Annotated in this window: 27 protein-coding genes, 1 tRNA gene and 1 CRISPR repeat array; of the genes, 15 read left to right on the top strand and 13 right to left on the bottom strand. The window is 32.6% G+C overall.

Annotated features, from left to right (window positions below):
- Window positions 1-88 precede the first annotated feature (88 nt).
- Together DPN68_RS03630 and DPN68_RS03625 are read left to right on the top strand one after the other, a co-directional pair.
- Entirely contained in the window at window positions 89-367 is a 279-nt protein-coding gene (locus DPN68_RS03630) for an HU family DNA-binding protein (protein ID WP_111567791.1), read from the top strand.
- Window positions 368-471: 104 nt separating this feature from the next.
- Window positions 472-1,032 carry a YqgE/AlgH family protein gene (locus DPN68_RS03625; RefSeq protein ID WP_113988239.1) on the top strand — a complete coding sequence of 187 codons (561 nt, stop codon included), beginning with the start codon at window positions 472-474 and terminating at the stop codon, window positions 1,030-1,032.
- Here DPN68_RS03625 and DPN68_RS03620 read toward each other — a convergent pair.
- Both DPN68_RS03620 and DPN68_RS03615 read right to left on the bottom strand, forming a co-directional pair.
- On the bottom strand, window positions 1,025-1,861 hold the full coding sequence (locus DPN68_RS03620) for an aminotransferase class IV (protein WP_113988238.1): 837 nt from the start codon (window positions 1,859-1,861) through the stop codon (window positions 1,025-1,027). The two genes, DPN68_RS03625 and DPN68_RS03620, sit on opposite strands and share 8 nt — an antisense overlap.
- A gap of 50 nt (window positions 1,862-1,911) precedes the next feature.
- A complete protein-coding gene (locus tag DPN68_RS03615; RefSeq protein ID WP_113988351.1) occupies window positions 1,912-2,304 on the bottom strand; it encodes an START-like domain-containing protein in 393 nt (130 codons plus the stop codon).
- 149 nt (window positions 2,305-2,453) lie between these two features.
- Here DPN68_RS03615 and DPN68_RS03610 point away from each other — a divergent pair.
- The 4 genes from DPN68_RS03610 to DPN68_RS03595 all read left to right on the top strand — a co-directional run bounded on the left by DPN68_RS03610 (window position 2,454) and on the right by DPN68_RS03595 (window position 9,450).
- A tRNA-Met gene (locus DPN68_RS03610) sits at window positions 2,454-2,527 on the top strand.
- Between the two features lie 255 nt (window positions 2,528-2,782).
- Complete coding sequence (locus DPN68_RS03605; protein ID WP_113988236.1) at window positions 2,783-3,277, top strand: CIA30 family protein; 495 nt, start codon at window positions 2,783-2,785, stop codon at window positions 3,275-3,277.
- Between the two features lie 36 nt (window positions 3,278-3,313).
- The gene (locus DPN68_RS03600; protein WP_113988235.1) at window positions 3,314-4,258 is read left to right on the top strand and encodes a tRNA dihydrouridine synthase; all 945 of its coding nucleotides are present in this window, start codon (window positions 3,314-3,316) and stop codon (window positions 4,256-4,258) included.
- Between the two features lie 272 nt (window positions 4,259-4,530).
- On the top strand, window positions 4,531-9,450 hold the full coding sequence (locus DPN68_RS03595; protein WP_113988233.1) for a LamG-like jellyroll fold domain-containing protein: 4,920 nt from the start codon (window positions 4,531-4,533) through the stop codon (window positions 9,448-9,450).
- A gap of 44 nt (window positions 9,451-9,494) precedes the next feature.
- Here DPN68_RS03595 and DPN68_RS03590 read toward each other — a convergent pair whose 3' ends face one another.
- The 4 genes from DPN68_RS03590 to DPN68_RS03575 form a co-directional block, all read right to left on the bottom strand.
- The gene (locus tag DPN68_RS03590; protein ID WP_113988232.1) at window positions 9,495-10,007 is read right to left on the bottom strand and encodes a MepB family protein; all 513 of its coding nucleotides are present in this window, start codon (window positions 10,005-10,007) and stop codon (window positions 9,495-9,497) included.
- A 15-nt stretch (window positions 10,008-10,022) separates the two neighbouring features.
- Window positions 10,023-10,370, bottom strand: coding sequence for a hypothetical protein (locus DPN68_RS03585; RefSeq protein ID WP_113988230.1), 348 nt, complete (start codon window positions 10,368-10,370; stop codon window positions 10,023-10,025).
- A gap of 99 nt (window positions 10,371-10,469) precedes the next feature.
- Entirely contained in the window at window positions 10,470-11,840 is a 1,371-nt protein-coding gene (gene hisS, locus DPN68_RS03580) for a histidine--tRNA ligase (RefSeq protein ID WP_113988229.1), read from the bottom strand.
- Window positions 11,841-11,897: 57 nt separating this feature from the next.
- Entirely contained in the window at window positions 11,898-12,260 is a 363-nt protein-coding gene (locus DPN68_RS03575; protein ID WP_113988227.1) for a four helix bundle protein, read from the bottom strand.
- Window positions 12,261-12,416: 156 nt separating this feature from the next.
- Between DPN68_RS03575 and DPN68_RS03570 the strand changes: the two genes are divergently transcribed.
- A complete protein-coding gene (locus DPN68_RS03570; RefSeq protein ID WP_113988226.1) occupies window positions 12,417-13,658 on the top strand; it encodes an ABC transporter permease in 1,242 nt (413 codons plus the stop codon).
- Between the two features lie 166 nt (window positions 13,659-13,824).
- Here the strand turns inward: DPN68_RS03570 and prmC are convergent, their stop codons facing one another.
- Both prmC and DPN68_RS03560 read right to left on the bottom strand, forming a co-directional pair.
- The gene (prmC, locus tag DPN68_RS03565) at window positions 13,825-14,685 is read right to left on the bottom strand and encodes a peptide chain release factor N(5)-glutamine methyltransferase (protein ID WP_113988225.1); all 861 of its coding nucleotides are present in this window, start codon (window positions 14,683-14,685) and stop codon (window positions 13,825-13,827) included.
- Between the two features lie 6 nt (window positions 14,686-14,691).
- Window positions 14,692-15,180: a GNAT family N-acetyltransferase gene (locus tag DPN68_RS03560; protein WP_113988223.1), complete on the bottom strand. Its 489-nt coding sequence runs from the start codon at window positions 15,178-15,180 to the stop codon at window positions 14,692-14,694.
- 218 nt (window positions 15,181-15,398) lie between these two features.
- Between DPN68_RS03560 and ribD the strand changes: the two genes are divergently transcribed.
- The 4 genes from ribD to DPN68_RS03540 are packed head-to-tail and all read left to right on the top strand — an operon-like array spanning window position 15,399 to window position 18,532.
- Window positions 15,399-16,445, top strand: a complete 1,047-nt coding sequence (gene ribD, locus DPN68_RS03555; protein ID WP_113988221.1) for a bifunctional diaminohydroxyphosphoribosylaminopyrimidine deaminase/5-amino-6-(5-phosphoribosylamino)uracil reductase RibD — start codon at window positions 15,399-15,401, stop codon at window positions 16,443-16,445.
- Window positions 16,438-17,040, top strand: a complete 603-nt coding sequence (locus DPN68_RS03550) for an HAD family hydrolase (RefSeq protein ID WP_113988220.1) — start codon at window positions 16,438-16,440, stop codon at window positions 17,038-17,040. The genes ribD and DPN68_RS03550 overlap by 8 nt, the downstream gene beginning before the upstream one ends.
- Before the next feature lie 6 nt (window positions 17,041-17,046).
- Entirely contained in the window at window positions 17,047-17,907 is an 861-nt protein-coding gene (locus tag DPN68_RS03545) for an EamA family transporter (protein WP_113988218.1), read from the top strand.
- 1 nt (window position 17,908) lies between these two features.
- Window positions 17,909-18,532, top strand: a complete 624-nt coding sequence (locus tag DPN68_RS03540; RefSeq protein WP_113988216.1) for an IMPACT family protein — start codon at window positions 17,909-17,911, stop codon at window positions 18,530-18,532.
- On the opposite strand, the gene DPN68_RS03535 is transcribed toward DPN68_RS03540, so the two are convergent.
- On the bottom strand, window positions 18,527-18,928 hold the full coding sequence (locus tag DPN68_RS03535; protein ID WP_113988215.1) for an acyl-CoA thioesterase: 402 nt from the start codon (window positions 18,926-18,928) through the stop codon (window positions 18,527-18,529). The two genes, DPN68_RS03540 and DPN68_RS03535, sit on opposite strands and share 6 nt — an antisense overlap.
- A gap of 281 nt (window positions 18,929-19,209) precedes the next feature.
- On the opposite strand from DPN68_RS03535, the gene dnaA reads away from it, so the two are divergent.
- From dnaA to cas2, 4 genes are all read left to right on the top strand, one after another.
- A complete protein-coding gene (gene dnaA / locus DPN68_RS03530) occupies window positions 19,210-20,637 on the top strand; it encodes a chromosomal replication initiator protein DnaA (RefSeq protein ID WP_113988213.1) in 1,428 nt (475 codons plus the stop codon).
- Window positions 20,637-21,095 carry a low molecular weight protein-tyrosine-phosphatase gene (locus DPN68_RS03525; protein WP_113988212.1) on the top strand — a complete coding sequence of 153 codons (459 nt, stop codon included), beginning with the start codon at window positions 20,637-20,639 and terminating at the stop codon, window positions 21,093-21,095. Before dnaA ends, DPN68_RS03525 begins: the two co-directional genes overlap by 1 nt.
- 69 nt (window positions 21,096-21,164) lie before the next feature.
- A complete protein-coding gene (gene cas1, locus DPN68_RS03520) occupies window positions 21,165-22,049 on the top strand; it encodes a type II CRISPR-associated endonuclease Cas1 (protein WP_113988210.1) in 885 nt (294 codons plus the stop codon).
- The gene (gene cas2 / locus DPN68_RS03515) at window positions 22,040-22,369 is read left to right on the top strand and encodes a CRISPR-associated endonuclease Cas2 (RefSeq protein ID WP_113988208.1); all 330 of its coding nucleotides are present in this window, start codon (window positions 22,040-22,042) and stop codon (window positions 22,367-22,369) included. The genes cas1 and cas2 overlap by 10 nt, the downstream gene beginning before the upstream one ends.
- Here cas2 and DPN68_RS03510 read toward each other — a convergent pair.
- From DPN68_RS03510 to DPN68_RS03495, 4 genes are all read right to left on the bottom strand, one after another.
- On the bottom strand, window positions 22,366-22,650 hold the full coding sequence (locus tag DPN68_RS03510) for a type II toxin-antitoxin system RelE/ParE family toxin (RefSeq protein ID WP_113988206.1): 285 nt from the start codon (window positions 22,648-22,650) through the stop codon (window positions 22,366-22,368). The genes cas2 and DPN68_RS03510 overlap by 4 nt on opposite strands.
- Complete coding sequence (locus DPN68_RS03505; protein ID WP_113988204.1) at window positions 22,650-22,874, bottom strand: hypothetical protein; 225 nt, start codon at window positions 22,872-22,874, stop codon at window positions 22,650-22,652. Before DPN68_RS03505 ends, DPN68_RS03510 begins: the two co-directional genes overlap by 1 nt.
- Window positions 22,875-23,253: 379 nt before the next feature.
- Window positions 23,254-25,528: direct repeats of the CRISPR family, unit length 36 nt; unit sequence AATATCGTGTTTTCAAATCTTTAATCAAACCACAAC.
- 74 nt (window positions 25,529-25,602) lie between these two features.
- On the bottom strand, window positions 25,603-25,878 hold the full coding sequence (locus tag DPN68_RS03500) for a type II toxin-antitoxin system RelE/ParE family toxin (protein WP_113988203.1): 276 nt from the start codon (window positions 25,876-25,878) through the stop codon (window positions 25,603-25,605).
- Entirely contained in the window at window positions 25,871-26,110 is a 240-nt protein-coding gene (locus tag DPN68_RS03495; protein WP_113988202.1) for a ribbon-helix-helix domain-containing protein, read from the bottom strand. The genes DPN68_RS03500 and DPN68_RS03495 overlap by 8 nt, the downstream gene beginning before the upstream one ends.
- Between the last annotated feature and the right edge of the window lie 26 nt (window positions 26,111-26,136).

The following is a 26,136-nucleotide window of genomic DNA, read 5'->3' as shown; positions in this document are numbered from 1 at the left end:
AAAATAGTCAAACACTTGTGTAATTCAGTTATACCGCTAAATTTGTAAGGAAATAAATTAAGTTTAACCAATTATAATAAAAATCATTATGAACAAATCAGAATTAATCGATGCAATGGCAGCTTCTGCTGGTATCACTAAAGCAGCTGCAAAATTAGCTTTAGAATCATTTTTAAGCAATGTTGAAGGAACTTTAAACAAAGGTGGAAGAGTATCTTTAGTAGGTTTTGGTTCTTGGTCAGTTTCTAAAAGAGCTGCAAGAGATGGAAGAAACCCTCAAACTGGTAAAACTATCAAAATTGCTGCTAAAAATGTAGTAAAATTCAAAGCTGGTGCTGAATTAGAAGGTGCTGTAAACAAAAAATAATTTACTAGAATACAATTAAAGTCCCGATTAGTCGGGACTTTTTTTTTGAAAATAATTTGATTTTGTACCATTTTTTTGATAACTTTATATCAAATCTGAAACTTATGATAGCTGTTTTACCAAAAAAAGGACACTTATTAGTTGCAGAACCTTCAACACTAGGAGATGTCTCTTTTAATCGTTCGGTAGTTTTTTTAGCTGAACACAATACTGAAGGTTCGGTTGGTTTTATTATGAACAAACCTTTGAGCTATACCATCGAAGATTTGGTTCCAGAGATTGAAGCTTCTTTTATTGTTTACAATGGAGGACCAGTAGAACAAGACAATTTATATTTTATTCACAACACACCTAAATTAATACCTAACAGCGTAGAAATTGCTGATGGTATTTTTTGGGGAGGCGATTTTGAAATTACAAAAAACCTAATTAACGAAGGAAAATTAACCAAAAACAACATCCGTTTTTTTCTTGGCTATAGTGGCTGGAACGCCAATCAATTAGAACAAGAATTAAAAGAAAATGCTTGGTTAGTAGTTGAAAATGGACTGAAAAGCAAGATACTTTCCAAGTCGGCTCAACATTTTTGGAAAGAAAAAATTATGGAACAAGGTGGTGATTATGTTTTATTTTCCAATGCACCATCCGATCCTATGCTTAACTAAGACGCACCAAAGCATTTAATTTCACATGTAATTCTTTAGCTAATGAATTTTCGTAAGTCTTTTTTCGGTATTTCGTTATAGATTGAACACCTTGAATTACATTGGTAACAAACAATTCATCCGCCTTTTGCAAATCAAATGGTGAAATTGATTTCTCAATTACTTCTAAACCTTCCACTTTTTTTGCAAGAGTTAAAATCTGCTTTCGCATAATACCATTTAAACAACCGTCTGCTATTGGTGGTGTGATTAATTGGTTATTCATTTTCATAAACAAATTCCCTTGTAAAGCTTCCACTACATTTTTATCATCATTGAGTAATAAACAATTTTGGTAGCCATTTTCATGTGCAAAAACGCTTCCTGTAATTTGCACCATTTTATTGTTGGTTTTCAAAGTAGAAAGCAATTGTTTGGTCACATACGAATCTTTAAATAATTCCACTTCATAATCGGTTTCGTTGAAAATGTATAGTTCATTTTCCAAAGGTTGAAATGTAACTAAAAATTCAACTTCATTGGTAGAGGGCAAATAAAACCCATCGCCAATTCTAAAAACAGAGAAACGTACTCGGTTAGCAGCAGCATTGGAATGTTGGATTAAACTTAAAATCTGTGATTCAAAATATTCCATGGTAAACTGCATTGGAATTTCCATTCTACAAATTCGCATAGATGCCATTAAGCGAAAATAGTGATCTTCTAAAAACAAAACCTTGTTATTTAAAGTTCTTATTGTTTCAAAAACACTATCTCCGAATAAAAATCCTCTATTTGTTGCTACTGAAAATGTAGCTTCTTGCTCAATAGTTCCGTTACTATTTACCATAAAAAATCCCGATTTAAAAATCGGGACAAATATAACCTTTATAATTGAGTTTAAACAGAGCCAATCACATGTTTTAAATCGGAAATTTGATTTTCCCAAAGCAAGGCTGCTTCGTCCAATTCATCTTCTTCGGCAAAGTCAATCACTACAATAGAAACGTCTTTTGTAATTTCATCTTCCATGATTCGTAACTCAAAAAAGTACTCACTATCAGAATCATCTTCGTTCATCCATCTAAATTTTACACGTTCTCCTGATTTTTTGGCTGCTAGTTTGGCACGTTCTTCAGAATCTTCCCAAATAAAGGTAAAGATTTCTCCACGAGAATTTACGTTATCGGCAAACCATTCCGACAAGCCAGAAGGTGTTGAAATATATTGATATAGTAGCGATGGTGAGGCATGAATGGGGAATTCTAATTCGTATTTAACTTTAACTTCCATAGATTTTGAATTTTTCGGAAATATATAGAGAATAATTTGAAAATGCAAAAAGAAAAAAGAATAAATAATTTCTGAAATTTTATTTGCACTAAAAATAAATAGTTTTATATTTGCACCCGCATTCAGCAAGGATGTGAGACCAACATTTTGGCGAGGTAGCTCAGTTGGTTAGAGCGCAGGATTCATAACCCTGAGGTCACGGGTTCAACTCCCGTCTTCGCTACGAAAAGTAAGTTTTTAAAAATCAACGGATTAGTGTTTCTAATCCGTTTTTTTATGTCTAAATATTTCTTAGTTTTACAAACCGTAAACAAAACCGTAAACGATTTTAATTAAAATTAGATTAAATGTTTACTTTAATCTCCATCAAACACTTCCCAACCTTTGGTTAAAATTTTCATAGCAATTAAGTTATTTATTACATTTAATAAAAAATACTATGAAACTGGCACTTTTTATTTTTCTTTTTCCAATACTTATGAATGAAGCACTACTTTTTGATTTTAATAAAAATACGAACGCAAAAGAATGGCGAATCATTGATGACACCGTAATGGGTGGTCGTTCGTATGGAAAATTCAAAATGGATGATGCAGGAAATGGTGTTTTTTATGGAGATGTTTCCATTGCAAATAATGGTGGATTTTCATCGGTTCGTTACCAAATGAATAGAAAAGCTATTGGTAATTACACAAAAGTTGCCATTCGATTAAAAGGCGATGGAAAAGAGTACCAATTCCGAATTAAAGACAATGTGAACTCCTATTATTCTTATATCACTACTTTCAAAACTTCTGGTGAATGGGAAACTGTAACTATCAACTTAAATGATTTGTATCCTTCATTCAGAGGTCAAACCTTAAATTTTCCAAATTTTAAAGGTGATTTTCTAGAAGAAATTGTGTTTTTAATTGGCAATAAGAAAAATGAGTCGTTTGAATTGGTCTTAGATAAAATCGAATTGGTAAAATAACGCAATTCCAATAAAAATATCTACTATCTTTGCGGCATGATGCCAACGTTACTTTCTTCCCCATTACAAGGTTTTACCGATTTCAGGTTTCGAAATGCTTTTCATAAATATTTTGGCGGAATTGATACTTTCTACTCACCATATATCAAGTTGAATGGTAAATTGGTAGTGAAAGGTTCGTATGAACGTGATATTCTTCCCGAAAACAACAGTACTTTGGAAGTCATTCCACAGATTATTACCAATGATGCAGAAGAATTTTTATTCGTTGCCAAATATGTGCAGCAATTTGGTTATAAAGAATTGAACTGGAATTTGGGTTGTCCGTATCCAATGGTTGCTAAATGCGGCATGGGTTCGGGATTAATTAGCAACACATCACAAATAGAACATATTTTAAAGCGCGTGCACAACGAAACCGACATTATCGTTTCCATGAAAATGCGAATGGGTTACGAAAATCCAACCGAAATTTTAGATGTTTTCCCAATTTTGGAACAATATCCAATTAAAAATATCGCCATTCATGCGCGAATTGGAAAACAATTATACAAAGGTGGCGTTGATTTGGATTCCTTCCAAAAATGTTTAGCTACTTCCAAACAAAAGATTTACTACAATGGCGATATTACTTCTGTTGAAAAATTCAGAACCATGCAAGAACGCTTCCCAACCATTGACCATTGGATGATAGGAAGAGGATTAATTGCTGATCCGTTTTTGCCTTCTATGATTAAAAACAATACAACTGAGTATCCTGAAAATCGTTATGAAATTTTCGAAGCTTTTCATGATGAAATTTATAAAGAATATGATGCTTATTTGTCAGGTCCAACACCTATTCGTATGAAAATGTTGGGTTTTTGGGAATACTTTTCAGAATCCTTTTCCAATCCGCAAAAAACTTTTAAAAAGATTAAAAAGGCAGGAAATAGTAAGAATTATGAAGCTGCTGTGAAAGAGATTTTTAGAAACGGGTAATTCGTTAAAGAGCTTTTTAAACATAACTTTCTCTCTGAATAAAAGTACAGTAATTAACTGAAAATCAATTAATTATTTTGAAATTCATTCATAACTAAGCAGTTATTAAACGAATCCACACACTTATTACTTTGCCATTCATTTTCTTAGATTTTTTACAAATATTTGCTTGTATTTAAAAATTTAAAACACTGATTATCAATAAAATAATATTTAGATAAATCACAAAACGTTTTAAATCTATTGAGTCAATATTTTTAAAAAAGCTAACTATGAAAAAAAAATACACTTTAAAAGTAAATAAAATCGTACTGATTGTTCTTTTACTTTTCAATTTTTCTTTAGTTTATTCACAAACTCTAATTACTTATCAAGGATTTGACAACAAAACTGAAGACGTTTGGAATTATACCGCTACACTAAACACGGGTACTATTCAAACGGTTACCTCAACTTATGTTTCTGCTCCAAATGGACTTCGACTAGGTGGTTCAAATAGCAGTTCTCCAGATGACCCATTTATTACGTTCGACAATATTTCAATAAGTGCTTATACCAATGTTTATGTAAACGTTTTCTTTTCTTCCAATGGTACTCCAGACGACAATGATGATTTATACTTAGATATTTCTTATAATAATGGGGCTACATATCCAACCTCAATAAAATTGATAGACGGAAAAAACAGTACCACTTCTGATGTTTATGCGTTTAATCACAACGCAAGTGCTGGAAATACCGTAGGTTCTCCGTATACATTTTCCGTTCCAAATGGGAATACTCAAATAAGCGTTAGAATCCGATTTGACGAACTTAATGGTCAAAACAACACGGCAGATTATTACTTTATTGATAATGTAAGTCTTTACGGAACTCCAGTTGGTAATCATCTTGAAGTCATTGGTATTAATAATGTAAAAATTCCTCATAATGCATCGGCTACACCTACTAATGGCACTAACTTTGGAGAGACACAAATTGTAACCGATCCTGTTACGAGAACATTTACCATAAAAAACATTGGTACCAATACCATCAACCTAACAGGAAATCCATTAATTGAAATTAGCGGAAGTTCCGATTTTACAGTTGTTCAAAACCCAAATAACACAATCAATTTCAATAACTCTTCAACTTTTCAAATACAATTCAACCCAAGTTCAATAGGAGATAAAACGGCCCAAATTTCAATTGCAAGTAATAATGAAAATGCCAATCCTTATGTATTTGAAATCGTTGGAAAAGGCATTCAAACCTTTTTTGACAGTGATGGAGATGGGATTTTTGACAATGTAGATATTGATGATGACAACGATGGAATACCAGATGAGGTGGAAGAAGCTAACTGTAATTCCTTAAATGGAAATAAAGTAAATTATAAATTTCTACACGAAACTTTTGGTGCTGGAACAAGAACAACAATTAATACAACTTATGATGCCTTAACAACTTATTGTTATGAAGATGGAACCGTTGGTGTAAACACTCCTGATTGTCCTAATCTAAACTTAATCGATTTAAATGACGGAAAATACACCGTTGGTCCATCGGCACAAATTGCTTCATGGGCTCCATCTTATTGGCACATGGGAGGAGATCACACAGGGAATCCTAATGGTAGAATGGCAATTTTCAATGCTTCCTATACTCCTGGAATTTTCTACACAGCAAAAATAACTGGTGCTTTACCCAATATTCCAATTACATACAGTTTTTGGGTACTAAATTTAGACAGAACCGATGCTCCTGGAATTGCTACTCGTTTACGACCAAATGTTAGAGTTGAATTTAGAGATATGAGTAACAATTTGCTTACAGTTGTAGAAACTGGAGATATTCCTCCAACAACTGCTGGAAATCTAGCTGGAGATTGGCATCATTTTACGGCTGACTTAAATTTAAACGTGAGTGCTTTTCAAGTAATATTCATCAATAATGAAACAGGTGGAACAGGTAATGATTTAGCACTTGATGATATTTTAATTTCTCAAACGTTGTGTGATTTAGATGGCGACGGAATTGCTGATGTTTTTGATTTAGATTCAGACAATGATGGAATACCAGATGTTGTGGAAGCAGGATTAGGTTATTTATCAGAAGGAAAAGCCTATCTATACAATTGGGTAGATGTGAACCAAAATGGCATGCATGATTTAGCAGAAGGACATCAAATACCAGATACAGACGGCGATGGTGTTCCTGATTATTTAGATTTAGATAGTGATAACGACAGTATTTTTGATGTAGATGAATCTTGGGCAGGAAACCCAAATGCCTATCCAGGCTATGAAAATGGTGATGGTGATATTAACGGCGACGGCGTTGGCGACGGACCAGAATCAGAAACATTTAGAAACAAAGACACAAATGGAGACGGAATTTTAGAAGGTTTTGGAGACGGTATTTTGGACATTTATGACTATGCTTTTAATGTTTATGGGAACAACGAACAAGGAACTAATGTAGCACCATTTGCTTATTATGTAAAAGATACAGATGGCGACGGCATTCCCGATTATTTGGATGTGATGTCGGATGGTGTAACTTTTGATATTTCACATACGCTATATGCACATTTAGACGCTGATAATGATGGTATAATTGATGGTAACATAGATAGTGATGGCGACGGAATTTTAGATGCTTTTGATACCGACAATACTGTTTTTGGATCACCAAGAAACTTAGAACGAAAACTATTTCTTTCCTTCGATGGAAGAAACGATTACGCTACCGACTATAACATAATAAATAATTGGTCTCAAGTTTCTATGATGGCTTGGATTAACATTAACACAGCATTTTCTTCCGAAGGAATTGTTGTTGGACAAGATAAATTTCACCTAAAAATCAATAATTCAAGACACGTTGAAACAGTTGCAAATGGGATTAGTCTAAGCAACAACACTACTTTAAACACCTCACAATGGATTCATATTGGAGCAGTTTACGATGGCGCAAATGAAATACTAAAATTATTTGTTAATGGTGAATTGGTAAACAGTGTCGCTATTTCTGGCAGTATTGCTACTGATGCATCGCTATTTACCATTGGTAAAAACCCAATTGCTAACACGCAATTCTTTAAAGGAAAAATAGATGAAGTGCGACTGTTCAATGTTGCGCTAACGGATTCGCAATTCCAAAAAATGGTATACCAAGAAATTGAAGATAATGGCGGTCAAATTCGCGGTGCGGTTATACCAAAAGACATTCCAAATTTACCGTGGGGCAATCTAGTACGCTATTTTAAAATGGATAATTACAAAGATGATGTGATAGACAATCATACAACTGTAGCAATCGACACATCGCCAGGAGCAAGAATTTTCAACGTAAAAACAATTGAACCACAAGAAGCACCAATGCCATTTGTAACAGAACAAACAGGAGATTTCCCAACAGCTGTACATTCAATTGCAAAAGAAATTCGAGGTTTAGATGTGAATGATTACGATTGGTCCATAATTCAAGTGAATCATAACATTTTATCCGATGCTAATCATGTTGATTTGGGAATGTTTGTTGCTTCCAATGCGCAAATTGACGTTATAAATGATACGAAGTTGCAAAACGATTGGTATTTAAAATTAGATGGAAAAATCGATTTACATGATTATTCTCAATTGCTTCAAACAACCGAAAGTGATTTAGACCCAAGTAGCATTGGAACCATTGAAAAAGATCAAAAAGGAACTGGAAATTTATTCAATTACAATTATTGGTCATCACCAGTTAGTTCAGTTACTAGTACCACAAATAACAACACTGGATTTACTGTTGGAAGTGTTTTACGAGACGGCACAAATTCAGCGAATCCACAGTCAATAATTTGGATTTCAGGGTTTAATGGCTTACCAAATCCAATGCGTTTGGCTAGATATTGGTTATATAAATTCACTAACACAACATCTGAATATGCCAATTGGCAACAAATTAATGAAAACACTGTGCTTCAAACTGGTCAAGCTTATACTATGAAAGGAAGTGGAATTGTTACTGCACCAAATATTCAGCTACAAAACTATGTTTTCACAGGAAAACCTAATAATGGTTTAATTAACAATACAGGAATTCAAATTGGAATAAACAATATCAACTTAACGGGGAATCCTTATCCTTCTGCACTTGATGCCAATGAATTCATCAATGATAATTTAAATGCCATTACTGGAACTTTATATTTTTGGGAACATTATGCATCAAACAATACACATGTATTAGCTGGTTACCAAGGGGGTTATGCGGCTCGAAATTTAGTAGGTGGCGTTCCTCCTGTTGCTCCTGCGTTAATTAGCGGATTAGGCTCAAGTTCAAGAATTCCAGGAAGATACATTACTGTAGCACAAGGTTATTTTGTAAAAGGAAATTCAAATGGAGGACAAATAATCTATCAAAATAGCCAACGTAAATTCATTAAAGAAACCAATACCAACTCCAACGAAATGTTTAGAACCGAAAATAATTTCGTGAGTTCAAATAACAATAGTGATGACGAAGAAGCGCCTGATTCATTTGCAAGAATACGATTGGGATACACTGGAAGCACCAATTTTCACCGCCAACTCTTAATTGGTTTTATGAATGAAAATGCTGATGATAATTTTAATTTGGGTTACGATGGCGAAATCATAGACATTCAACCTAACGATATTTTCTTCCAATTAGACAATTACAAATTAGTAATCCAAGGAGTTGGTTTTTTTAATCCAAATGCAATTTATCCGTTAACCGTAAAATCGAGTCAAACGGGAATGGTGCATTTCATGATTGATGATTTAGAAAACTTTGATGCCAATCAACCTATTTATATTCATGATAATACTAACGACAGCTATCACAACATCAGAATATCTAATTTAAGTATTGTGATTCCTGCTGGAGATATTACGAATAGATTTTCATTGCGATTCACAAATCAAACACTTTCTACTAATGAGTTTGAAAGTAATGCTGCACTAGTTTTCTACAATAGTAATGAAGAAAAAATTGAATTAGTTAATCCACAAAATAGAACAATAGAAACAATTACTTTATTTTCGATATTGGGACAAAAAGTTGATTATTGGAAAGTAAATAGTTCCGAAAACAGCATTAAATTACCCGTTAAAAATGTTGAAACTGGAGTTTACATAGTAAAAGTAAAAACTAATGATGGCAACTCTTTTAGCGAAAAAATCATCATCAAATAATATTCAGAAAACAAAAACATCAAAGAATCTAAAAACGGATATTTTTAAACCGAAAGTATCCGTTTTACTTTTTCTAAGTCTATTGGAAAATTTTCTTTAATTTCAACAAAATAATTCGCTTGCCAAGCCTGAGTTTGTATCGCTTGTTTATTTGTAGTAATATCCCATGGAGCATAAACTCTAATGCCTCGCTTTCCACCTTTTTCATTTTTAGAAATAATTCCTTTAGAAACCAAAACCGATTTTGGAAAGATAAATTGACCAAAATTTCCAGAATCTCGTACTGAGATAATCATAAAATCCAAGGAATCAGCAACATCAAAAGGAGCGGTTATACCGTTGTTATTTCGCTTCCAAATAGCTACAAACTGACCAATTTTTGTGGGTGTAATATTGGCTACTCGATATTGAATTTTATAGTTATTCAGTTCAAAAGAACAAGCGCCATAATTGGTACTCTCGGAATTCCAAACAAGATTTTGAAGTTGAAAACCACATTCATTATAAAGTGATTTTTCAGCAATTTGTAAATCGTTTTGAAAACTTTCTGGTGTCATAAATGGTATGATTTTCTAAATTTTGAATCGATCTCCTAACTTTTTTCCAATCAAATAAGCAATTCCAATTCCTAAAATTAGAATCCAAAGATTCATGAAAATATAAAACGTGTAAGCGATTGGATTTTCTGTGGAATTGAAGCAATAACTATCAATCAGAAAACAAAAATGCGTAGTTTCTTTAGAAAATAAAGACAAAGCAAAACTCAATAAAAAAGTAATTCCCAAAGCCGACAGAACATAAACCACGTTTCTATTCATCGGTTTTTTGCCTGTTGGTTCAAACACATTGCGTTCCGCTTCAGTACGTTTATTGTTCTGAAGGGACCAAATTACTTTTTTAGCTTCGTCGTCTACATCCATATCAAATTATTTTTAAGATTATTTAAGGTCTAATCTCTGTGTAAAAAAGAGACGTTTTTCAACGTGACAAGTTTGCGTGTGACAAAGTTCGGCTTTTAATTATTGTAATAACGTAACTAATGTTGCAAAGTCTACTTTTTGTTGTTCGCCAGTAGCTAAATTTTTCAACCCAAATTCTTCGCGCTGCATTTCCGATTCACCTACAATTACAGCAAATGGAATTCCTCTTCTATCCGCATGTTTGAATTGTTTGTCAATTTTTGATTTATCGGGGTATAATTCCACTTTGATTCCTTTTTGACGTAATTTCCCGATGGCTTTCATTGCATACAACGCTTCTTTATCGCCAAAGTTCAAAAATAACGCTTTTGATGTTGCTAAAACGGTTTCTGGAAACAAACCAACTTCTTCCATTACCAATGCAATTCGGTCTAAACCAAAGGAAATTCCAACACCCGACATATTTTTCAATCCGAAAATTCCCGTCAAATCATCATAACGACCACCGCCACCAATCGAACCCATAGCCACACCTTTTGGCGCTGCGACTTCAAAAATGGCACCTGTGTAATAATTTAAACCACGCGCTAACGTAACATCTAGATCCAAGAAAGCGGTTTGCAAACCTAAAGTCGTAACATTATCACAAATGAATTGCAACTCATTAACCCCTTTCATTCCTTCTTCAGAATTGGCTAATAATTGCGCTAATTTTTCTATTTTCTCGTTGATGCTTCCTGTAAAATTGAACAATGGTTGTACTTTTTCAATCGCCGTTTCCGAAATGCCTTTTTCTAACATTTCTTTTTTTACACCGTCTTCTCCAATCTTGTCTAATTTATCTAAAGCTACCGTAAAATCAATCAATTTATCCGAAGCGCCAATTACTTCAGCAATTCCTGATAAGATTTTACGATTGTTAATTTTAATCGTAACGCCACCTAAACCTAACTGACTAAAAACCGAGTCATACAATTGCACCAACTCTACTTCTTGCCAAAGTGAATTCGAACCCACCACATCAGCATCACATTGATAAAACTCTCTAAAACGGCCTTTTTGAGGTCGATCCGCACGCCAAACCGGTTGAATTTGGTAACGCTTGAACGGAAACTCAATTTCGTTTTGATGTTGCACTACGTAACGCGCAAATGGAACAGTTAAATCGTAGCGAAGCGCTTTTTCGGAAATTTTACCTGTTAATTGTTTGTAGTTTATGGTTTGTAGTTCTTCCATTGGAACTTTATCCAAATAATCTCCCGAATTCAAAATTTTAAAAATCAAACGATCGCCTTCTTCCCCATATTTTCCCATTAACGTTTCTGAGTTTTCAAACGATGGCGTTTCAATCGGTTGAAAACCAAATTTCTCAAAATTGGTTTTTATCGTACTGAAAATATAATTGCGTTTCGCCACTTCTGCTGGTGAAAAATCTCGAGTTCCTTTTGGTATACTTGGTTTTTGTGCCATTTTTAAATTTAGAATTTAGAATTTAGAATTCTGAAAATGAGAAATCTAAAAAATAATTTATTTATTATTAATTCTGCTTTTTGTATTTTTTAAAGTCGTTACAAAAATAGCAGTTAATTCATTTGCTTCATTTAGAAGTTCATTTAATACATTATGATCAACAACCTTTAATTCTTGAAGAACTTCTAACCAAAAATGAGATTCATCTGTTTCTTCTAAAACAATATTCATCTTTGATAAATATTCATTATCACTTCTAGCTCGCAAAGAAGCTCTGTAATTTGCTCCAACAGAACTTCCTGATTTCCCCAACTGATTTGCAATAATTCTTGTAGAATTTTTCATTGGTAAATTATCAACCAAATTCAATATTGAAATTGTAAATGATTTTGTTCGCTTCTTTAAGTCAAATTCTTTCATTAGCCAGTTATTTCCATTGCAAATATCGAATATATTTAGCAGTATTAAAAATCAATTCAGAGATTTAAAATTTCAGGATTTTCACTTTCTAAATTCTAAATTCTAAATTCTTACTTTTAATATGTAACATTTAACTCATTCTTTAGTCTAATGGTCATGATTGGATTATTTAAAGAAAACACGAAAATTGCACTTGATTCTATAAAAAGTCAGGTGTTGCGTACCTCTTTGACGGTTTTTATTATTGCGCTTGGAATTACGGCATTGGTAGGAATTCTTACAGTGGTTTCGGCTTTACAGAATACCATTTTAAGTGATTTTGCTTCTATGGGAGCCAATACGTTTTCTATTAGTCGCTATGATTTTTCAGCAGAAATTAACCAAAATGATGTGGAACAAAAGGTTAATCCAATTATTTCGTATCCAGAAGCTAGAGCTTTTCAAGACAAATATACCTATCCATTTACAACCACTTCCCTATCATTTACAGCCGCATCTGGAGTGGAAGTAAAATACCAAGGCGAAAAAACCGATCCTGAAATTAACATCATTGGTGTAGACGAAAATTTTTGTCCCAATAAAGGTTTGGATGTTGTAAAAGGAAGAAATTTCAACACTTTTGATGTTACTAACAACAATTACGTATGTATTTTGGGTTCCGATTTTGAGAAAGGTTTGTTCAAAGACAAAAACCCAATTGATAAAATCATTTCCATTCGTGGTGCCAAATTTAAAGTCATTGGCGTTTTAAAAGAAAAAGGTTCTACATTTGGCAACAGTCAAGATTTACGAGTTTTAATTCCAACTCAAGTAGCGCGTTCTATTTTTTCTGCTCCGCTAATTAATTACGAATTAAACGTAAAAGTCAACAATGAATCCCTTCTAAATGAAGCGGTTGAAGATGCTATTGTAACCATGCGAATGGTTCGAAAACTAAACCCAATAGAAAAAAACAACTTTGGAATTGAACGTAGTGATGACTTAATTCAGCGCTTACTTTCCAATACAAAAACTTTGAGTTGGATTGCTTGGATTATTGGTGTAATCACTGTTTTTGGCTCCTCGATTGCATTAATGAATATCATGCTAGTTTCCGTTTCGGAACGTACACGAGAAATTGGTATTCGAAAAGCATTAGGCGCTAAAAGAAGTACGATTGCTTGGCAGTTTTTCACCGAAACACTTGTTATTGGTCAATTAGGAGGAATCGTTGGAATTTTATTTGGAATTACTATTGGTTTTATAATTGCCAAAGCGATTGGTTTTCAGTTTATTATTCCTTGGATAGCTATTATTGCTGCTTTTATAACGACGTTTGTAGTAACTATTGTTTCTGGATTATTTCCGGCGATTAAAGCGGCGAAATTGGATCCTGTGGAGGCATTAAGATATGAATAAATTTAAACGCAAAGGCGCTAAGAAATTCTTAAGATTATTCTGTTATTTCAATATATGTTTCAAATAAAAATGAGTAAAACGCTCTGTGTATCTCTTTTCAACAGAATGAAATTCAAAAAAACTCTGTGAATCTCTGTGTAAATTTGAGAAACGTTGTGCTACAAACCTAAACCGAACATCTAATCATTCTATCATTACCATAAATATCCTTTCTCAATTCGATATTTTTGAAACCTAGATTTTCTAATAATGCAACTGTTTCTTTACCTAAGTATTGATTAATTTCGAAAAACAACAAACCGTTTGGAGCCAAATTTTTCAAAGCCAATTGTGCAATTTTTCTATAGAAAAGTAAAGCATCATTATCTTCTACAAAAAGTGCCAAATGCGGTTCATAATCCAAAACATTTTTCTTGATTTCTTGTTTCTCTAAAACACGAACATACGGTGGATTGGAGACGATGATGTTGATGGGTGATGGAAATTGAAACAAATCTTCCACTTCTAAAATATTGGCTTGAATGAAATTTATATCAACCTTGTTTATTGCAGCATTTCTTTTCGCTACTTCCAATGCTTTTTCGGAAATATCAATCGCTGAAACATTTGCTTGCAGCAAATTCACTTTTAACGAAATAGGAATACAACCAGAACCTGTTCCAATATCTAAAATGGTGATGGGTGATGGGTGATGGGTGATGGGTGAATTCAAAATCCATTCCACAAGTTCTTCGGTTTCAGGTCTTGGAATTAAAGTGTTTTCATTGACTTCAAATCGCAAACCGTAAAACCAAGCTTCTCCTGTTATGTATTGAATAGGTTTTTCTTGTTGTAATTCCGCTAAAATAGCGTTCCACTTTTCAATTGCTTCTTCTGAAAGTTCAAAATCGGGATTCAAAGCTACATCTACTCGCTTTAAATTATGCAAATATTCCGTCAGGATGAAGAAAAAACTTTCGATTTCTCGCTCGTCTTGGATATTTTTTAATGCATCGAAAAAGTGGATTTTATATTGTTTTAATAACATTGGAATTTATTTTTTTGAATTCAAGCTTTTTGTCATCCAAACTTCACAACTGTTATGTCCAGTATTTCCCATTGGACCATCGATATTTTCAAAACCTATTCGTTTGTAGAGTTTTTGAGCGGCAGTCATGAATGATAAGGTTTCCAAATAACAAATTTCAAAACCTTGTTTCTGGGCAAAATCCAAACACTTTTCAATGATTTTCTCCGCATAACCGGTTCCTCTAATCTCAGGAGCGAAATACATTTTTTGCAATTCACATACGGAAGCATCACTGTTTTCTAAAGAAGCAATTCCACAACCACCAACTACTTTTCCCTCGTTTTCTACGATATAATATATAGAACGTGGTTCCTGATAAACTTCGTATAAAGTATCTAAAATTGGATCAGCATAAGCAGTACCCACTTTTGGCGCGTCCAATTCATGAAAAACAGCACGAATTACTTGGGCAATCGAGGCATTATCTTTTTGTTGGATTTCTCTAATTAACATGGTGTTTTTTATTGTTGGGTAAAAATACATAAATTAACTTGAGATTGTTTTAAACATATAAGTCATTTAAGTTTTTTTTACCTTTTCGAAAGATTTAAAAAGCACATAAAAGAAAATAAAAAACTTATACAAGCTTATAAATTAACTTCTTAATCGTTTTCAAACTTATATGACTTATATGTTCATTATTTTAATCTTAAAAATACTACTTTTGTATTATGAAAACGCACGAATTTTACATGAAACGCTGCATCGAACTCGCCAAAAATGGCTTGGGAACAACTTATCCTAATCCATTGGTGGGAAGTGTAATTGTGCATAACGGTAAAATTATTGGCGAAGGTTGGCACAAAAAAGCAGGCGAACCTCATGCAGAAGTCAATGCGGTGAATTCAGTAAAAGATAAGTCGTTATTGAAAGAAGCTACTATTTATGTGAGTTTAGAACCGTGTAGTCATTTTGGAAAAACGCCACCTTGTTGTGATTTAATTATTGCCAATAAAATTCCAAATGTGGTTATTGGAACTATTGATCCATTTGCAAAAGTGGCTGGAAATGGAATAAAAAAACTAGTTGAAAGCGGCAAAAATGTAACCATTGGCATTTTGGAAGACGAATGCAACGAACTCAACAAACGTTTTTTTACTTTTCATCAAAAGAAAAGACCTTATATTATTTTGAAATGGGCGGAAACAGCCGATGGCTTTATTGCACCAATTTCGAAAACAGAAAAAAGTCCCGTTTGGATTACCAATTCCTATTCCAGACAATTGGCTCACAAATGGCGAACAGAAGAACAAGCAATTTTAGTGGGAACCAGTACCGTTTTAGAAGATAACCCCAAATTAGATGCTCGCGATTTCAAAGGAAATAATCCTATTCGTATTGTTTGGGATAAGTCGAACAAAATAACGGAGGAATTTCATATAAAAAACGGAATAATTTCAACTTTTTTCTTAACAGAAAGTAAAAATTTAACAGAAAAACAAAATATTTATTATAAAAATACTATATTTGATACCCTTCTTGCAAAAAGAACATTAGATATTTTATATAAAGAAAATATCCAATCCGTGATTGTAGAAGGCGGAAGTCAAACTTTACAAACCTTTATTGATGCAAATTTATGGGATGAAGCTAGAGTTTTTGTTTCCGAAAACAGTTTTAATGAAGGTGTAATTTCCCCAAAATTACCAAAAAGCAGAATTCTAACTAGTCTTTTATTGGAGAAAGACCAACTTAAACTATTCAGAAATTATGATTGAGGCAATTATTTTTGACTTTGGAGATGTATTCCTGAATTTAGACAAGGAAGCCACCGTTCGTGAATTAAAGAAATTAGGTTTAAAAGAATGGACTCCAGAATTGGAACAATTAAATTACCAATACGAAATCGGAAAGATTGACGAATTGGAATTTATGTGTGGCATTCAAAAACATATTGCAAAATGTGATATTCTAGCTATTAGAGAAGCTTGGAATGCTATTCTTCTAGATTTCCCCTTGTATCGATTGGAGTTTTTACAACTTTTAAGTGGTAAATTCCGATTATTTCTGTTGAGTAACACCGATCAAACCCATATTGATAAATTTGAACATAAAGTAGGTCAATCATTTGCTAGAGATTTTTATGGCTGTTTTGAAAAAGTGTATTTTTCTTACGACATTCATTTAAGAAAACCCGACGAAAATGCATTCAAATTTGTAATCAACAATCATAATTTAATTCCCAAAAAAACACTATTCATTGATGATAAAAAAGAGAATATAAATGCTGCGAAGAAACTAGGCTTTGTCACCTGGAATTTGCAAGTTGGCAAAGAAGATGTAACCCAATTATTCGAAAAAAACTTACTATAAAATCCAGTGCTATACCTACTTTTAAGCATTTTTTTTAATGCTATTTTATTTGTCATTATTAAATCCTTTGCAAAATTCAACATTGATACACTTCAGGCTTTAGTCGTGAATTATTTAGTTGCTTTTTTAGTTGGTGTACTATTTCTTGACAATCAAACCTTTTCTTCATCTATTTTTAATCAAGAATGGATAATTGGAAGTGTTTTTCTTGGCTTTCTTTTCATTGGAACTTTTTATGCTACTGCAATAACTTCACAGAAAAATGGCTTGTCGGTTGCTTCTGTTGCTTCAAAAATGTCTGTAGTTATTCCTATTCTCTCTGGGGTTTTACTATTTCAAGAAGTATTGAATAGTATAAAAATTGGTGGAATAATTTTAGCTTTAATTGCTGTTTATTTTACATCTAAAAAAGAAAAAGGAGAAGTTCAATCCTTTGGTAATTTACTTTTTCCAACATTGGTATTCGTTGGAGCAGGAACAATTGATGCTAGTTTAAAATACTTGCAAAGTCATTATTTACCAGAAAATCAAGTAGGAATTTTTTCCACAGTAACGTTTTTATTTGCCTTCATTGTGGGGATTTTTTTAATTGGTTATAAAATTATTTTCCAACAAACAAAAATCAAAGGACGAAATGTTTTAGGAGGAATTATTTTAGGAATTCCCAATTACTTTTCGTTGTTTTATTTAATTAAAATGCTTGAAGCCAAGGCTTTTCAAAGTGCTACTTTATTCACGATTAACAATATTTCCATTGTTATATTAACATCCTTAGTAGGCATGCTTTTTTTTAAAGAAAATCTCAACAAACGAAATATTTTTGGAATTTTATTAGCTTTGTTGGCTATTTTCCTAGTAACTTATTAGCATGAATCCTAACGAAAAAGATACTTACAAAACACTTGCTGCGCCTTCAGAAGAAGTTTTATTCAAAGAAAAAAATAGCAAATTCTTTGGTTTGGCATTTCCTGTAACCAATGAAGAAGAAGTAAAAAATATACTTACTGAAATTAAAAAAGCACATTTTTCAGCACGTCATTGGTGTTATGCGTATCAAATTGGAACAGAAAAAATACAATATCGGGCAAATGACGATGGCGAACCTAACAACAGCGCCGGAATGCCTATTTACGGACAAATTCAATCGTTTGATGTTACCAATGTTTTAGTGGTAGTGGTTCGTTATTTTGGCGGCGTGAAATTGGGAGTTGGGGGATTGATTTCCGCATACAAAACGGCTGCTCAAATGGCTTTGGAAAATGCTACTATCATTGAAAAAACAATCGACAAACATTTTCTGATTCATTTTGATTATAAAAACATGAACAAAGTAATGCGCATCATCAAAGAAAAAAACTTAGACATTGTCAATCAAAAAATGGAATTGAGTTGCGAAATCGAAATCAAGACTAGAAAAAAAAATGCCGACACTATTGCCGACATTTTTGAAAATTTATTCGAAATAACCATTCAAGAAAAAGAAGAGTTATAAACCAATTAACTTTTCCGATACATACGTTGGAGGTAACATTGGACGTCCTGTTTTCATATCAACAAAAACCAACATCGAGTAGCCTGTTGTTAATAACTCACCTGCTTCACTATATATTTCATAATCAAACTCAATCTTAACCGAAGTTTGACTTTTAAAAATAGTTTTAACCGTTAAAAGGTCGTCATAACGAGCAGGTTTCTTATAATTCATTTGCAAAGAAACTACTGGAAGCATCACCCCATTTTCTTCCATCCATTTATAAGAAACCCCCATATTTCGTAGCCACTCCACGCGTCCCATTTCAAAATATTGCGCATAATTTCCGTGGTAAACCACTCCCATTTGATCCGTTTCTGCATAACGCACTCTTACGGTAAATTGATATTCTTTCATTCTTTTTATTTATACTTTTTACAATAACTATTTAAAACAATAATCGACAAAAAACACAATTGTAAGATATTTATCAACAAAAAAACTATTCTTAAAAATTTCTTAAAAAAAGAGTCTATAGGCTTACAATAATTTTTTTAAAAAATCAATAGGCATTTAGTTTTTTTTTACAATATTTTGTTCACATATTTGTCATCCCAAACTTTACGAGGATAGTCTACCCTACTCTGTAAGACTTCCTTGGTTAATCGAACAAAAAAACAACTATAAAAATTACATCTATGAATAAAACTGCGCAATCAGTATGGGAAAACTGTCTGTCTTTTATAAAAGATAATATTCAGGAGCAAGCCTATAAAACATGGTTTGAACCTATCCAATCAGTTGACCTTAACGATAACGCATTATCTATTCAAGTGCCTAGTAAGTTTTTCTACGAATGGCTAGAAGAACACTATGTAAAACTTTTAAAAGTTGCATTAACCAAAGAACTAGGACCAAATGCAAAGTTATTGTATAAAATTAAGATGGAAAACACTTATGGCAATAAACTTCCATTTACTGAACAAATTCCTAGCAACAACAGACAAGCTGTAAAAATGCAAGAGGTTGATGTACCAATTGTTCAAAAAAACCCAGAACTTAAAAACCCGTTCATAATACCTGGAATAAGAAATATCAACATTGATTCGCAATTGAATGCCAATTATAGCTTTGATAATTTCTTAGAAGGAGATTCCAACCGTTTAGCAAGAAGTGCTGGCATGGCTGTTGCCAATAAACCAGGCGGAACTTCTTTCAATCCTTTGTTGATTTTTGGAGGAGTTGGACTTGGAAAAACGCATTTAGCACACGCTATTGGTGTGGAAATCAAAGATAAATTTCCAGAAAAAACGGTTTTGTATATTTCTGCTGAAATTTTCACCCAACAGTACATTGATTCGGTTAAGAAAAATACTAGAAATGATTTTATTCATTTTTACCAATTAATCGATGTTTTAATTATAGACGACGTCCAATTTTTATCAGGTAAATCGGGAACACAAGATGTGTTTTTTCACATTTTCAATCATTTGCACCAAAATGGCAAGCAAGTTATCCTAACTTCTGATAAAGCACCTGTTGACATGCAAGATATTGAGCAACGCTTATTATCACGTTTCAAATGGGGATTGTCTGCTGAATTGAACCAACCTGATTTTGAAACCCGTATTTCTATCTTAAAAAACATTCTTTACAGAGATGGCGTTGAAATACCAGAAGATATTATTGAATATGTAGCCAAACATATCAAATCCAACGTTCGTGAACTAGAAGGTGCTATAATCTCTTTAATAGCCCAATCTTCGTTCAACAAGAAAGAAGTTACAATTGAATTGGCGAAACAAGTAGTAGAAAAATTCGTTAAAAATGTAAAACGAGAAGTTTCTATTGACTATATTCAAAAAGTAGTATCGGATTATTTTCAATTGGATTTAGAAACATTGAAATCTAAAACTAGAAAACGTCACGTTGTGCAAGCTAGACAATTAGCCATGTTTTTTGCTAAGAAATTTACCAAAGCTTCATTAGCTAATATTGGATCACAAATAGGAGATCGCGATCACGCTACTGTATTGCATGCTTGTAAAACTGTAGACAACTTGGTGACTACCGATAAACAATTTAAAAAATTCGTTGACGATATCAACAAGAAATTGTCGTTGTAATGGCTACTAAAATCTTAATGGTTTGTTTGGGAAACATATGTCGCTCGCCATTGGCAGAAGGCATTTTACAATCCAAATTACCCAAAGATAAATTCCACGTAGATTCTGCTGGAACTGGTGGTTGGCATGCAGACGAATTGCCCGATAGTCGTTCTATGAAAATCGCTTCAAAATATGGAATTGATATCTCGAACCAACGTGCACGCCAATTTCAAGTTCAAGATTTTCATACTTTTGACTACATTTATGTAATGGACCAATCCAATTATCAAAATGTATTGCAATTAGCACCTAATGAAATCGTAAAATCAAAAGTGAAGCTAATTTTAGACGAAATTACACCCAATAAAAAAGCAGAAGTTCCAGATCCTTACTTTGGAGGTGAAGACGGATTTGAACATGTTTTTCAATTATTAGATGAAGTTTGTGAACAAATAGCAAAGCGATTAATCAAGTAAGAAAATCAAAAAAAAAATAACCATTAAATTGATTTTTAGTAAATTAGAGTAAATTTTAACTCTTTTTTCATGCTAAAAAAATCAATTTTACTCGAAAACAAAGCCTCTCTTACTACCAAAAATTTACAACTTGTAATTAAAACCGATACGCGTGAAACCAATATTCCGATAGAAGATATTGGCTATATTGTTATTGATCATCCAGAAATCTATTTGAGTGTTCCAGCATTAAATTTACTTGTTGATAACAATACTGCGGTTATCATTTGCAACACCAATCATTTACCTAATGGCATGTTTTTGAACCTCAACAGCCATCACATCCAACAAGAGATTTTTAAAAATCAAATCAATGCAAGTGTTCCACTAAAAAAACAACTTTGGCAACAAACCGTAATGGAAAAAATTACCAATCAAGGTATATTACTTCAAAACATAACTTCCAAAACCAATAATTTTGATTTTCTTGCTTCAAAAGTATTGAGCGGTGATACTTCAAATATGGAAGGTGTTGCAGCCAACTTTTATTGGAAATCATTTTTTGAACACAATTTCAAAAGAGAACGATTTGGCGATTATCCCAACAATTTCTTAAATTATGGTTATGCTATTTTAAGAGCTGCAACCGCTAGAGCACTTTCGGGAAGTGGCTTATTAAACACTTTAGGCATTCACCATAAAAGTAAATACAACGCATTCGCATTGGCAGATGATATCATGGAACCTTTCCGACCAATTGTTGATGAAAAAGTTGCTGAAATAATGCAAAACTATACTGAACAAGAATTAAACACAGCAATAAAAGCTGAATTATTGCAAATTCTAACCCGAACGGTGTATTTTAAAGAAGAAAAAAGTCCGTTGATGGTAGCATTACAAAAAACGGCAAGTTCTTTACAACAATGTTACACGGGCGATAGAAAGAAAATTAAATATCCCAAATTATGGAACTAAATGGATACCGAATTATGTGGCTATTTGTATTTTTTGACTTACCAACCGAAACTAAAAAAGACCGAAGAAATGCTTCTGGTTTTAGAAATAATCTTTTAAAAGATGGCTTTTCTATGATGCAATATTCGGTTTATGTTAGGCATTGTGCCAGTAGCGAAAGTGCAGATGTTCACGAAAAAAGAATTCACCAATTACTTCCACCATTAGGCAAAGTGAGCATCTTACGAATAACCGATAAACAATTTGGTAATATTTTAAATTTTTGGGGCAAAGCCGAAGTACCAAAAGCACCACAACCTACCCAATTAGAATTATTTTAAAAATCAATGGGTTCTTGTCGGTTATCCCAAAAGTATAAAACAACAATTGTATCTTCATTTACTTCATAGTAAAAAGAACAAACTTTACTTATGGTTGCTTTTCTTACGCTTTGTTTTAATGAAATGGCTTTGTAAAGATTTGGAAATTTAGCAATAACTTGAATGTTTGAATTGGCTTTGGCAATAAATTTCTTTGCAACAGTATTGCCAAAATTATTTTCAAGATAAACTACAATAGCATCAAAAGTAATTTGAGCATTTTTAGACCAAATAATTTGCATTATTTGTAACGCTTTTTGTATTCCTCCATTACATCTTCATGTACTTTGTAATTGCCTTGTGCTACTTGAGATTTAGCATCTAAAATTCCTTTTTGAACATGAGCCGGCAACTCATCCCAAAAATCAGTTTCATTTTCTTCAAAAGTTATTTTAGCTTTTATAGCAATAGCAATTTCTTCTAACATTTTTTTAAATTGACTATCTGCTTCTATTACTACTCTCATAATCAAGGTATTTTTACAAAGATACAAAAAAGAAAAAACGATATTTATTTATTTTAAAAATAGCAGAAATATGCTCGTTACTTTAGTACATAAAATCAATAATATAAAAAAGGTCAATTTGCAACTAGTTTTGTATATTTGTATTGTAATTACGTTCGCGGGTTGTTCCAAGAAAATACATTACAAAAACGAAGCATGGTATTACCTAGCTTCTACAATTAGCGGCTTTATAAGTCGCTTTTTTTAGTTAAAATAGCAAAGCTACTATTACAGAAAACAAAAAATGCGTCAATTTTGCCTTATCACCACAAAAAAGAAGCATTTTTTATTTGCAAATTACACGATAATTTATTGATAGTCAATCGATAAAGGCGTCGCCAATATCGTGTTTTCAAATCTTTAATCAAACCACAACTACCTATTAATGTCGCAAATTGAGTTGTCCAATATCGTGTTTTCAAATCTTTAATCAAACCACAACCATAACATGGCAGAATACAAACATTTTTAGAATATCGTGTTTTCAAATCTTTAATCAAACCACAACCTTTCGTCTTTTACTAATCGTATGTCGGCAAATATCGTGTTTTCAAATCTTTAATCAAACCACAACTACCTTTTTTGTTGCCTTATTATAACACATAATATCGTGTTTTCAAATCTTTAATCAAACCACAACCATGAATATGGGTTAATAAAACTATCTGTAAATATCGTGTTTTCAAATCTTTAATCAAACCACAACTATCAAATCCATGAGGTAAAGGAGTTAGGGAATATCGTGTTTTCAAATCTTTAATCAAACCACAACTTATCCCAACCTCTTGATTGAATAATTTTTAATATCGTGTTTTCAAATCTTTAATCAAACCACAACTTTGCCTTTAGCAGATGAAAATCAGTTATTAATATCGTGTTTTCAAATCTTTAATCAAACCACAACTGTCGAGAATGTTTGGTTTGATAATATTTCAATATCGTGTTTTCAAATCTTTAATCAAACCACAACCATCGTTTTTAAAGATAGTTCCTTCAACATAATATCGTGTTTTCAAATCTTTAATCAAACCACAACTAGCTGGCGGTGGATTTGGAATAAACAAAGAATATCGTGTTTTCAAATCTTTAATCAAACCACAACTGATCTAGGAATTTACTCTGATAAACTTCAATATCGTGTTTTCAAATCTTTAATCAAACCACAACTTTCGGTTATGTTGGCAGTTTGCCGTACAAAATATCGTGTTTTCAAATCTTTAATCAAACCACAACTATGATGTACTTACTGCTGATGGTGAGTTTAATATCGTGTTTTCAAATCTTTAATCAAACCACAACAGCTATGGCCACTCTAAAAAAAGCAGAATAATATCGTGTTTTCAAATCTTTAATCAAACCACAACTGGTAAAACTCGTGTAGCTGTAGAACTTGAATATCGTGTTTTCAAATCTTTAATCAAACCACAACTAGAGGACGAAAACAATGTTGGAACTGGTAAATATCGTGTTTTCAAATCTTTAATCAAACCACAACCATAAAAGCCATCAGTGATTTCTTTCGGGAATATCGTGTTTTCAAATCTTTAATCAAACCACAACCATAACCGCCTGATTCTAGTTTGCGTTTGAAATATCGTGTTTTCAAATCTTTAATCAAACCACAACAACGATGTCAATAATATTTTTAATCGGTAAAATATCGTGTTTTCAAATCTTTAATCAAACCACAACTGTTTTCCGCCACACATTGTATGTATCGTTAATATCGTGTTTTCAAATCTTTAATCAAACCACAACTGAACTAGCATTAATGGAAGCCGAAACAAAATATCGTGTTTTCAAATCTTTAATCAAACCACAACGTTGTCGCCTGTTGCCATTCCTAATTCACGAATATCGTGTTTTCAAATCTTTAATCAAACCACAACATCATGTCTGATGTAGTCCTCTTTAATCTTAATATCGTGTTTTCAAATCTTTAATCAAACCACAACATGAATATGGTCCTGTAACTGGTTACGTTCAATATCGTGTTTTCAAATCTTTAATCAAACCACAACTACTTGCACGATTCCGTATTCGTTTACGTTAATATCGTGTTTTCAAATCTTTAATCAAACCACAACGCAGAGCTTCCACAAATTAAGGCGGCTTTAAATATCGTGTTTTCAAATCTTTAATCAAACCACAACGTAAATCTGCTGAACTTTCAATTCTAAATCAATATCGTGTTTTCAAATCTTTAATCAAACCACAACGGGTGGTTTGCTTAATAATTTCAACTCCAAAATATCGTGTTTTCAAATCTTTAATCAAACCACAACATAGAGTTAAGGCTTATGATCCTGTAACTTAATATCGTGTTTTCAAATCTTTAATCAAACCACAACTGGTTGGATTATGTTGAAAAATACGGAGTAAATATCGTGTTTTCAAATCTTTAATCAAACCACAACTTGATTAACTGCATTGTTGACTTTTTTTAAAATATCGTGTTTTCAAATCTTTAATCAAACCACAACCAAGTTCGCCATCCACAATTTTTAAAGGGCAATATCGTGTTTTCAAATCTTTAATCAAACCACAACGGTTCTGGTGGCATCAAGTCAATTACAATGAATATCGTGTTTTCAAATCTTTAATCAAACCACAACTGAGTGCGCTATCGCAGAAACTCTGTTGTGGTTTTAGTTGTTTAAGCTTTTGAAAAACTTTATGTCAATGAACTTTAAAAATTTTGCCTTCCTATTATCGCCATGATTTCGATTTCATCGCCATTTACTTTATAAAAAATGGTATCTACACCACAAACACAGTAGCGATATCCTTTTTTATAATGATTTGCATTGGGAAAAAGAAAAGGATTTAATGCTATCGAGGAAAAAGATTCAAAAAACATCTCATAATACTTCTCCGCTTGTTCCAATCCAAATTTACCAACACCATATTCAAAAATCCGAGTCAAATCTTCTTCAGCTTGAACATTAAGTTTATAACTATACATTCAATTTTTTCTTAATTTCTGCTAATAATTCTTCTTTAGTCTTTGTGCTAAAACCACTTTTTTCTGCTTTCTCTAATTTCATTCGAACAAACTCTACATAAGCATCTTGTTCACGTGCTTGTTTAATCAAATAATTTACAGCTTCACTTTTGCTGGTAAATTCTTCATTTGCTACTTGTTGTTTTAACCATTCATCGTTTTGATTGGCTAAAGTGATACTTTGACGTGCCATACTATTTTTATTTAGTGGTGTAAATA

This window comes from Flavobacterium tibetense, from assembly GCF_003293845.1.
GTDB lineage: Bacteria > Bacteroidota > Bacteroidia > Flavobacteriales > Flavobacteriaceae > Flavobacterium > Flavobacterium tibetense.
The sequence above is the reverse complement of the archived record's forward strand: the minus strand, read 5'-3'. Positions and strand labels throughout refer to the sequence as shown.

Excerpts from the sequence above, each read along its gene's own strand:
- DPN68_RS03540 (WP_113988216.1), top strand. The coding sequence starts at position 17,909 with ATGAATCCTAACGAAAAAGATACTTACAAAACACTTGCTGCGCCTTCA.
- DPN68_RS03495 (WP_113988202.1), bottom strand. The coding sequence starts at position 26,110 with ATGGCACGTCAAAGTATCACTTTAGCCAATCAAAACGATGAATGGTTA.
- DPN68_RS03615 (WP_113988351.1), bottom strand. The coding sequence starts at position 2,304 with ATGGAAGTTAAAGTTAAATACGAATTAGAATTCCCCATTCATGCCTCA.
- cas1 (WP_113988210.1), top strand. The coding sequence starts at position 21,165 with ATGCTAAAAAAATCAATTTTACTCGAAAACAAAGCCTCTCTTACTACC.
- DPN68_RS03630 (WP_111567791.1), top strand. The coding sequence starts at position 89 with ATGAACAAATCAGAATTAATCGATGCAATGGCAGCTTCTGCTGGTATC.
- DPN68_RS03620 (WP_113988238.1), bottom strand. The coding sequence starts at position 1,861 with ATGGTAAATAGTAACGGAACTATTGAGCAAGAAGCTACATTTTCAGTA.
- dnaA (WP_113988213.1), top strand. The coding sequence starts at position 19,210 with ATGAATAAAACTGCGCAATCAGTATGGGAAAACTGTCTGTCTTTTATA.
- DPN68_RS03605 (WP_113988236.1), top strand. The coding sequence starts at position 2,783 with ATGAATGAAGCACTACTTTTTGATTTTAATAAAAATACGAACGCAAAA.
- hisS (WP_113988229.1), bottom strand. The coding sequence starts at position 11,840 with ATGGCACAAAAACCAAGTATACCAAAAGGAACTCGAGATTTTTCACCA.
- DPN68_RS03600 (WP_113988235.1), top strand. The coding sequence starts at position 3,314 with ATGATGCCAACGTTACTTTCTTCCCCATTACAAGGTTTTACCGATTTC.
- DPN68_RS03500 (WP_113988203.1), bottom strand. The coding sequence starts at position 25,878 with ATGTATAGTTATAAACTTAATGTTCAAGCTGAAGAAGATTTGACTCGG.
- DPN68_RS03550 (WP_113988220.1), top strand. The coding sequence starts at position 16,438 with ATGATTGAGGCAATTATTTTTGACTTTGGAGATGTATTCCTGAATTTA.
- DPN68_RS03535 (WP_113988215.1), bottom strand. The coding sequence starts at position 18,928 with ATGAAAGAATATCAATTTACCGTAAGAGTGCGTTATGCAGAAACGGAT.
- DPN68_RS03625 (WP_113988239.1), top strand. The coding sequence starts at position 472 with ATGATAGCTGTTTTACCAAAAAAAGGACACTTATTAGTTGCAGAACCT.
- DPN68_RS03525 (WP_113988212.1), top strand. The coding sequence starts at position 20,637 with ATGGCTACTAAAATCTTAATGGTTTGTTTGGGAAACATATGTCGCTCG.
- DPN68_RS03505 (WP_113988204.1), bottom strand. The coding sequence starts at position 22,874 with ATGAGAGTAGTAATAGAAGCAGATAGTCAATTTAAAAAAATGTTAGAA.
- DPN68_RS03570 (WP_113988226.1), top strand. The coding sequence starts at position 12,417 with ATGATTGGATTATTTAAAGAAAACACGAAAATTGCACTTGATTCTATA.
- cas2 (WP_113988208.1), top strand. The coding sequence starts at position 22,040 with ATGGAACTAAATGGATACCGAATTATGTGGCTATTTGTATTTTTTGAC.
- DPN68_RS03595 (WP_113988233.1), top strand. The coding sequence starts at position 4,531 with ATGAAAAAAAAATACACTTTAAAAGTAAATAAAATCGTACTGATTGTT.
- ribD (WP_113988221.1), top strand. The coding sequence starts at position 15,399 with ATGAAAACGCACGAATTTTACATGAAACGCTGCATCGAACTCGCCAAA.
- DPN68_RS03575 (WP_113988227.1), bottom strand. The coding sequence starts at position 12,260 with ATGAAAGAATTTGACTTAAAGAAGCGAACAAAATCATTTACAATTTCA.
- DPN68_RS03585 (WP_113988230.1), bottom strand. The coding sequence starts at position 10,370 with ATGGATGTAGACGACGAAGCTAAAAAAGTAATTTGGTCCCTTCAGAAC.
- DPN68_RS03510 (WP_113988206.1), bottom strand. The coding sequence starts at position 22,650 with ATGCAAATTATTTGGTCTAAAAATGCTCAAATTACTTTTGATGCTATT.
- DPN68_RS03590 (WP_113988232.1), bottom strand. The coding sequence starts at position 10,007 with ATGACACCAGAAAGTTTTCAAAACGATTTACAAATTGCTGAAAAATCA.
- prmC (WP_113988225.1), bottom strand. The coding sequence starts at position 14,685 with ATGTTATTAAAACAATATAAAATCCACTTTTTCGATGCATTAAAAAAT.
- DPN68_RS03560 (WP_113988223.1), bottom strand. The coding sequence starts at position 15,180 with ATGTTAATTAGAGAAATCCAACAAAAAGATAATGCCTCGATTGCCCAA.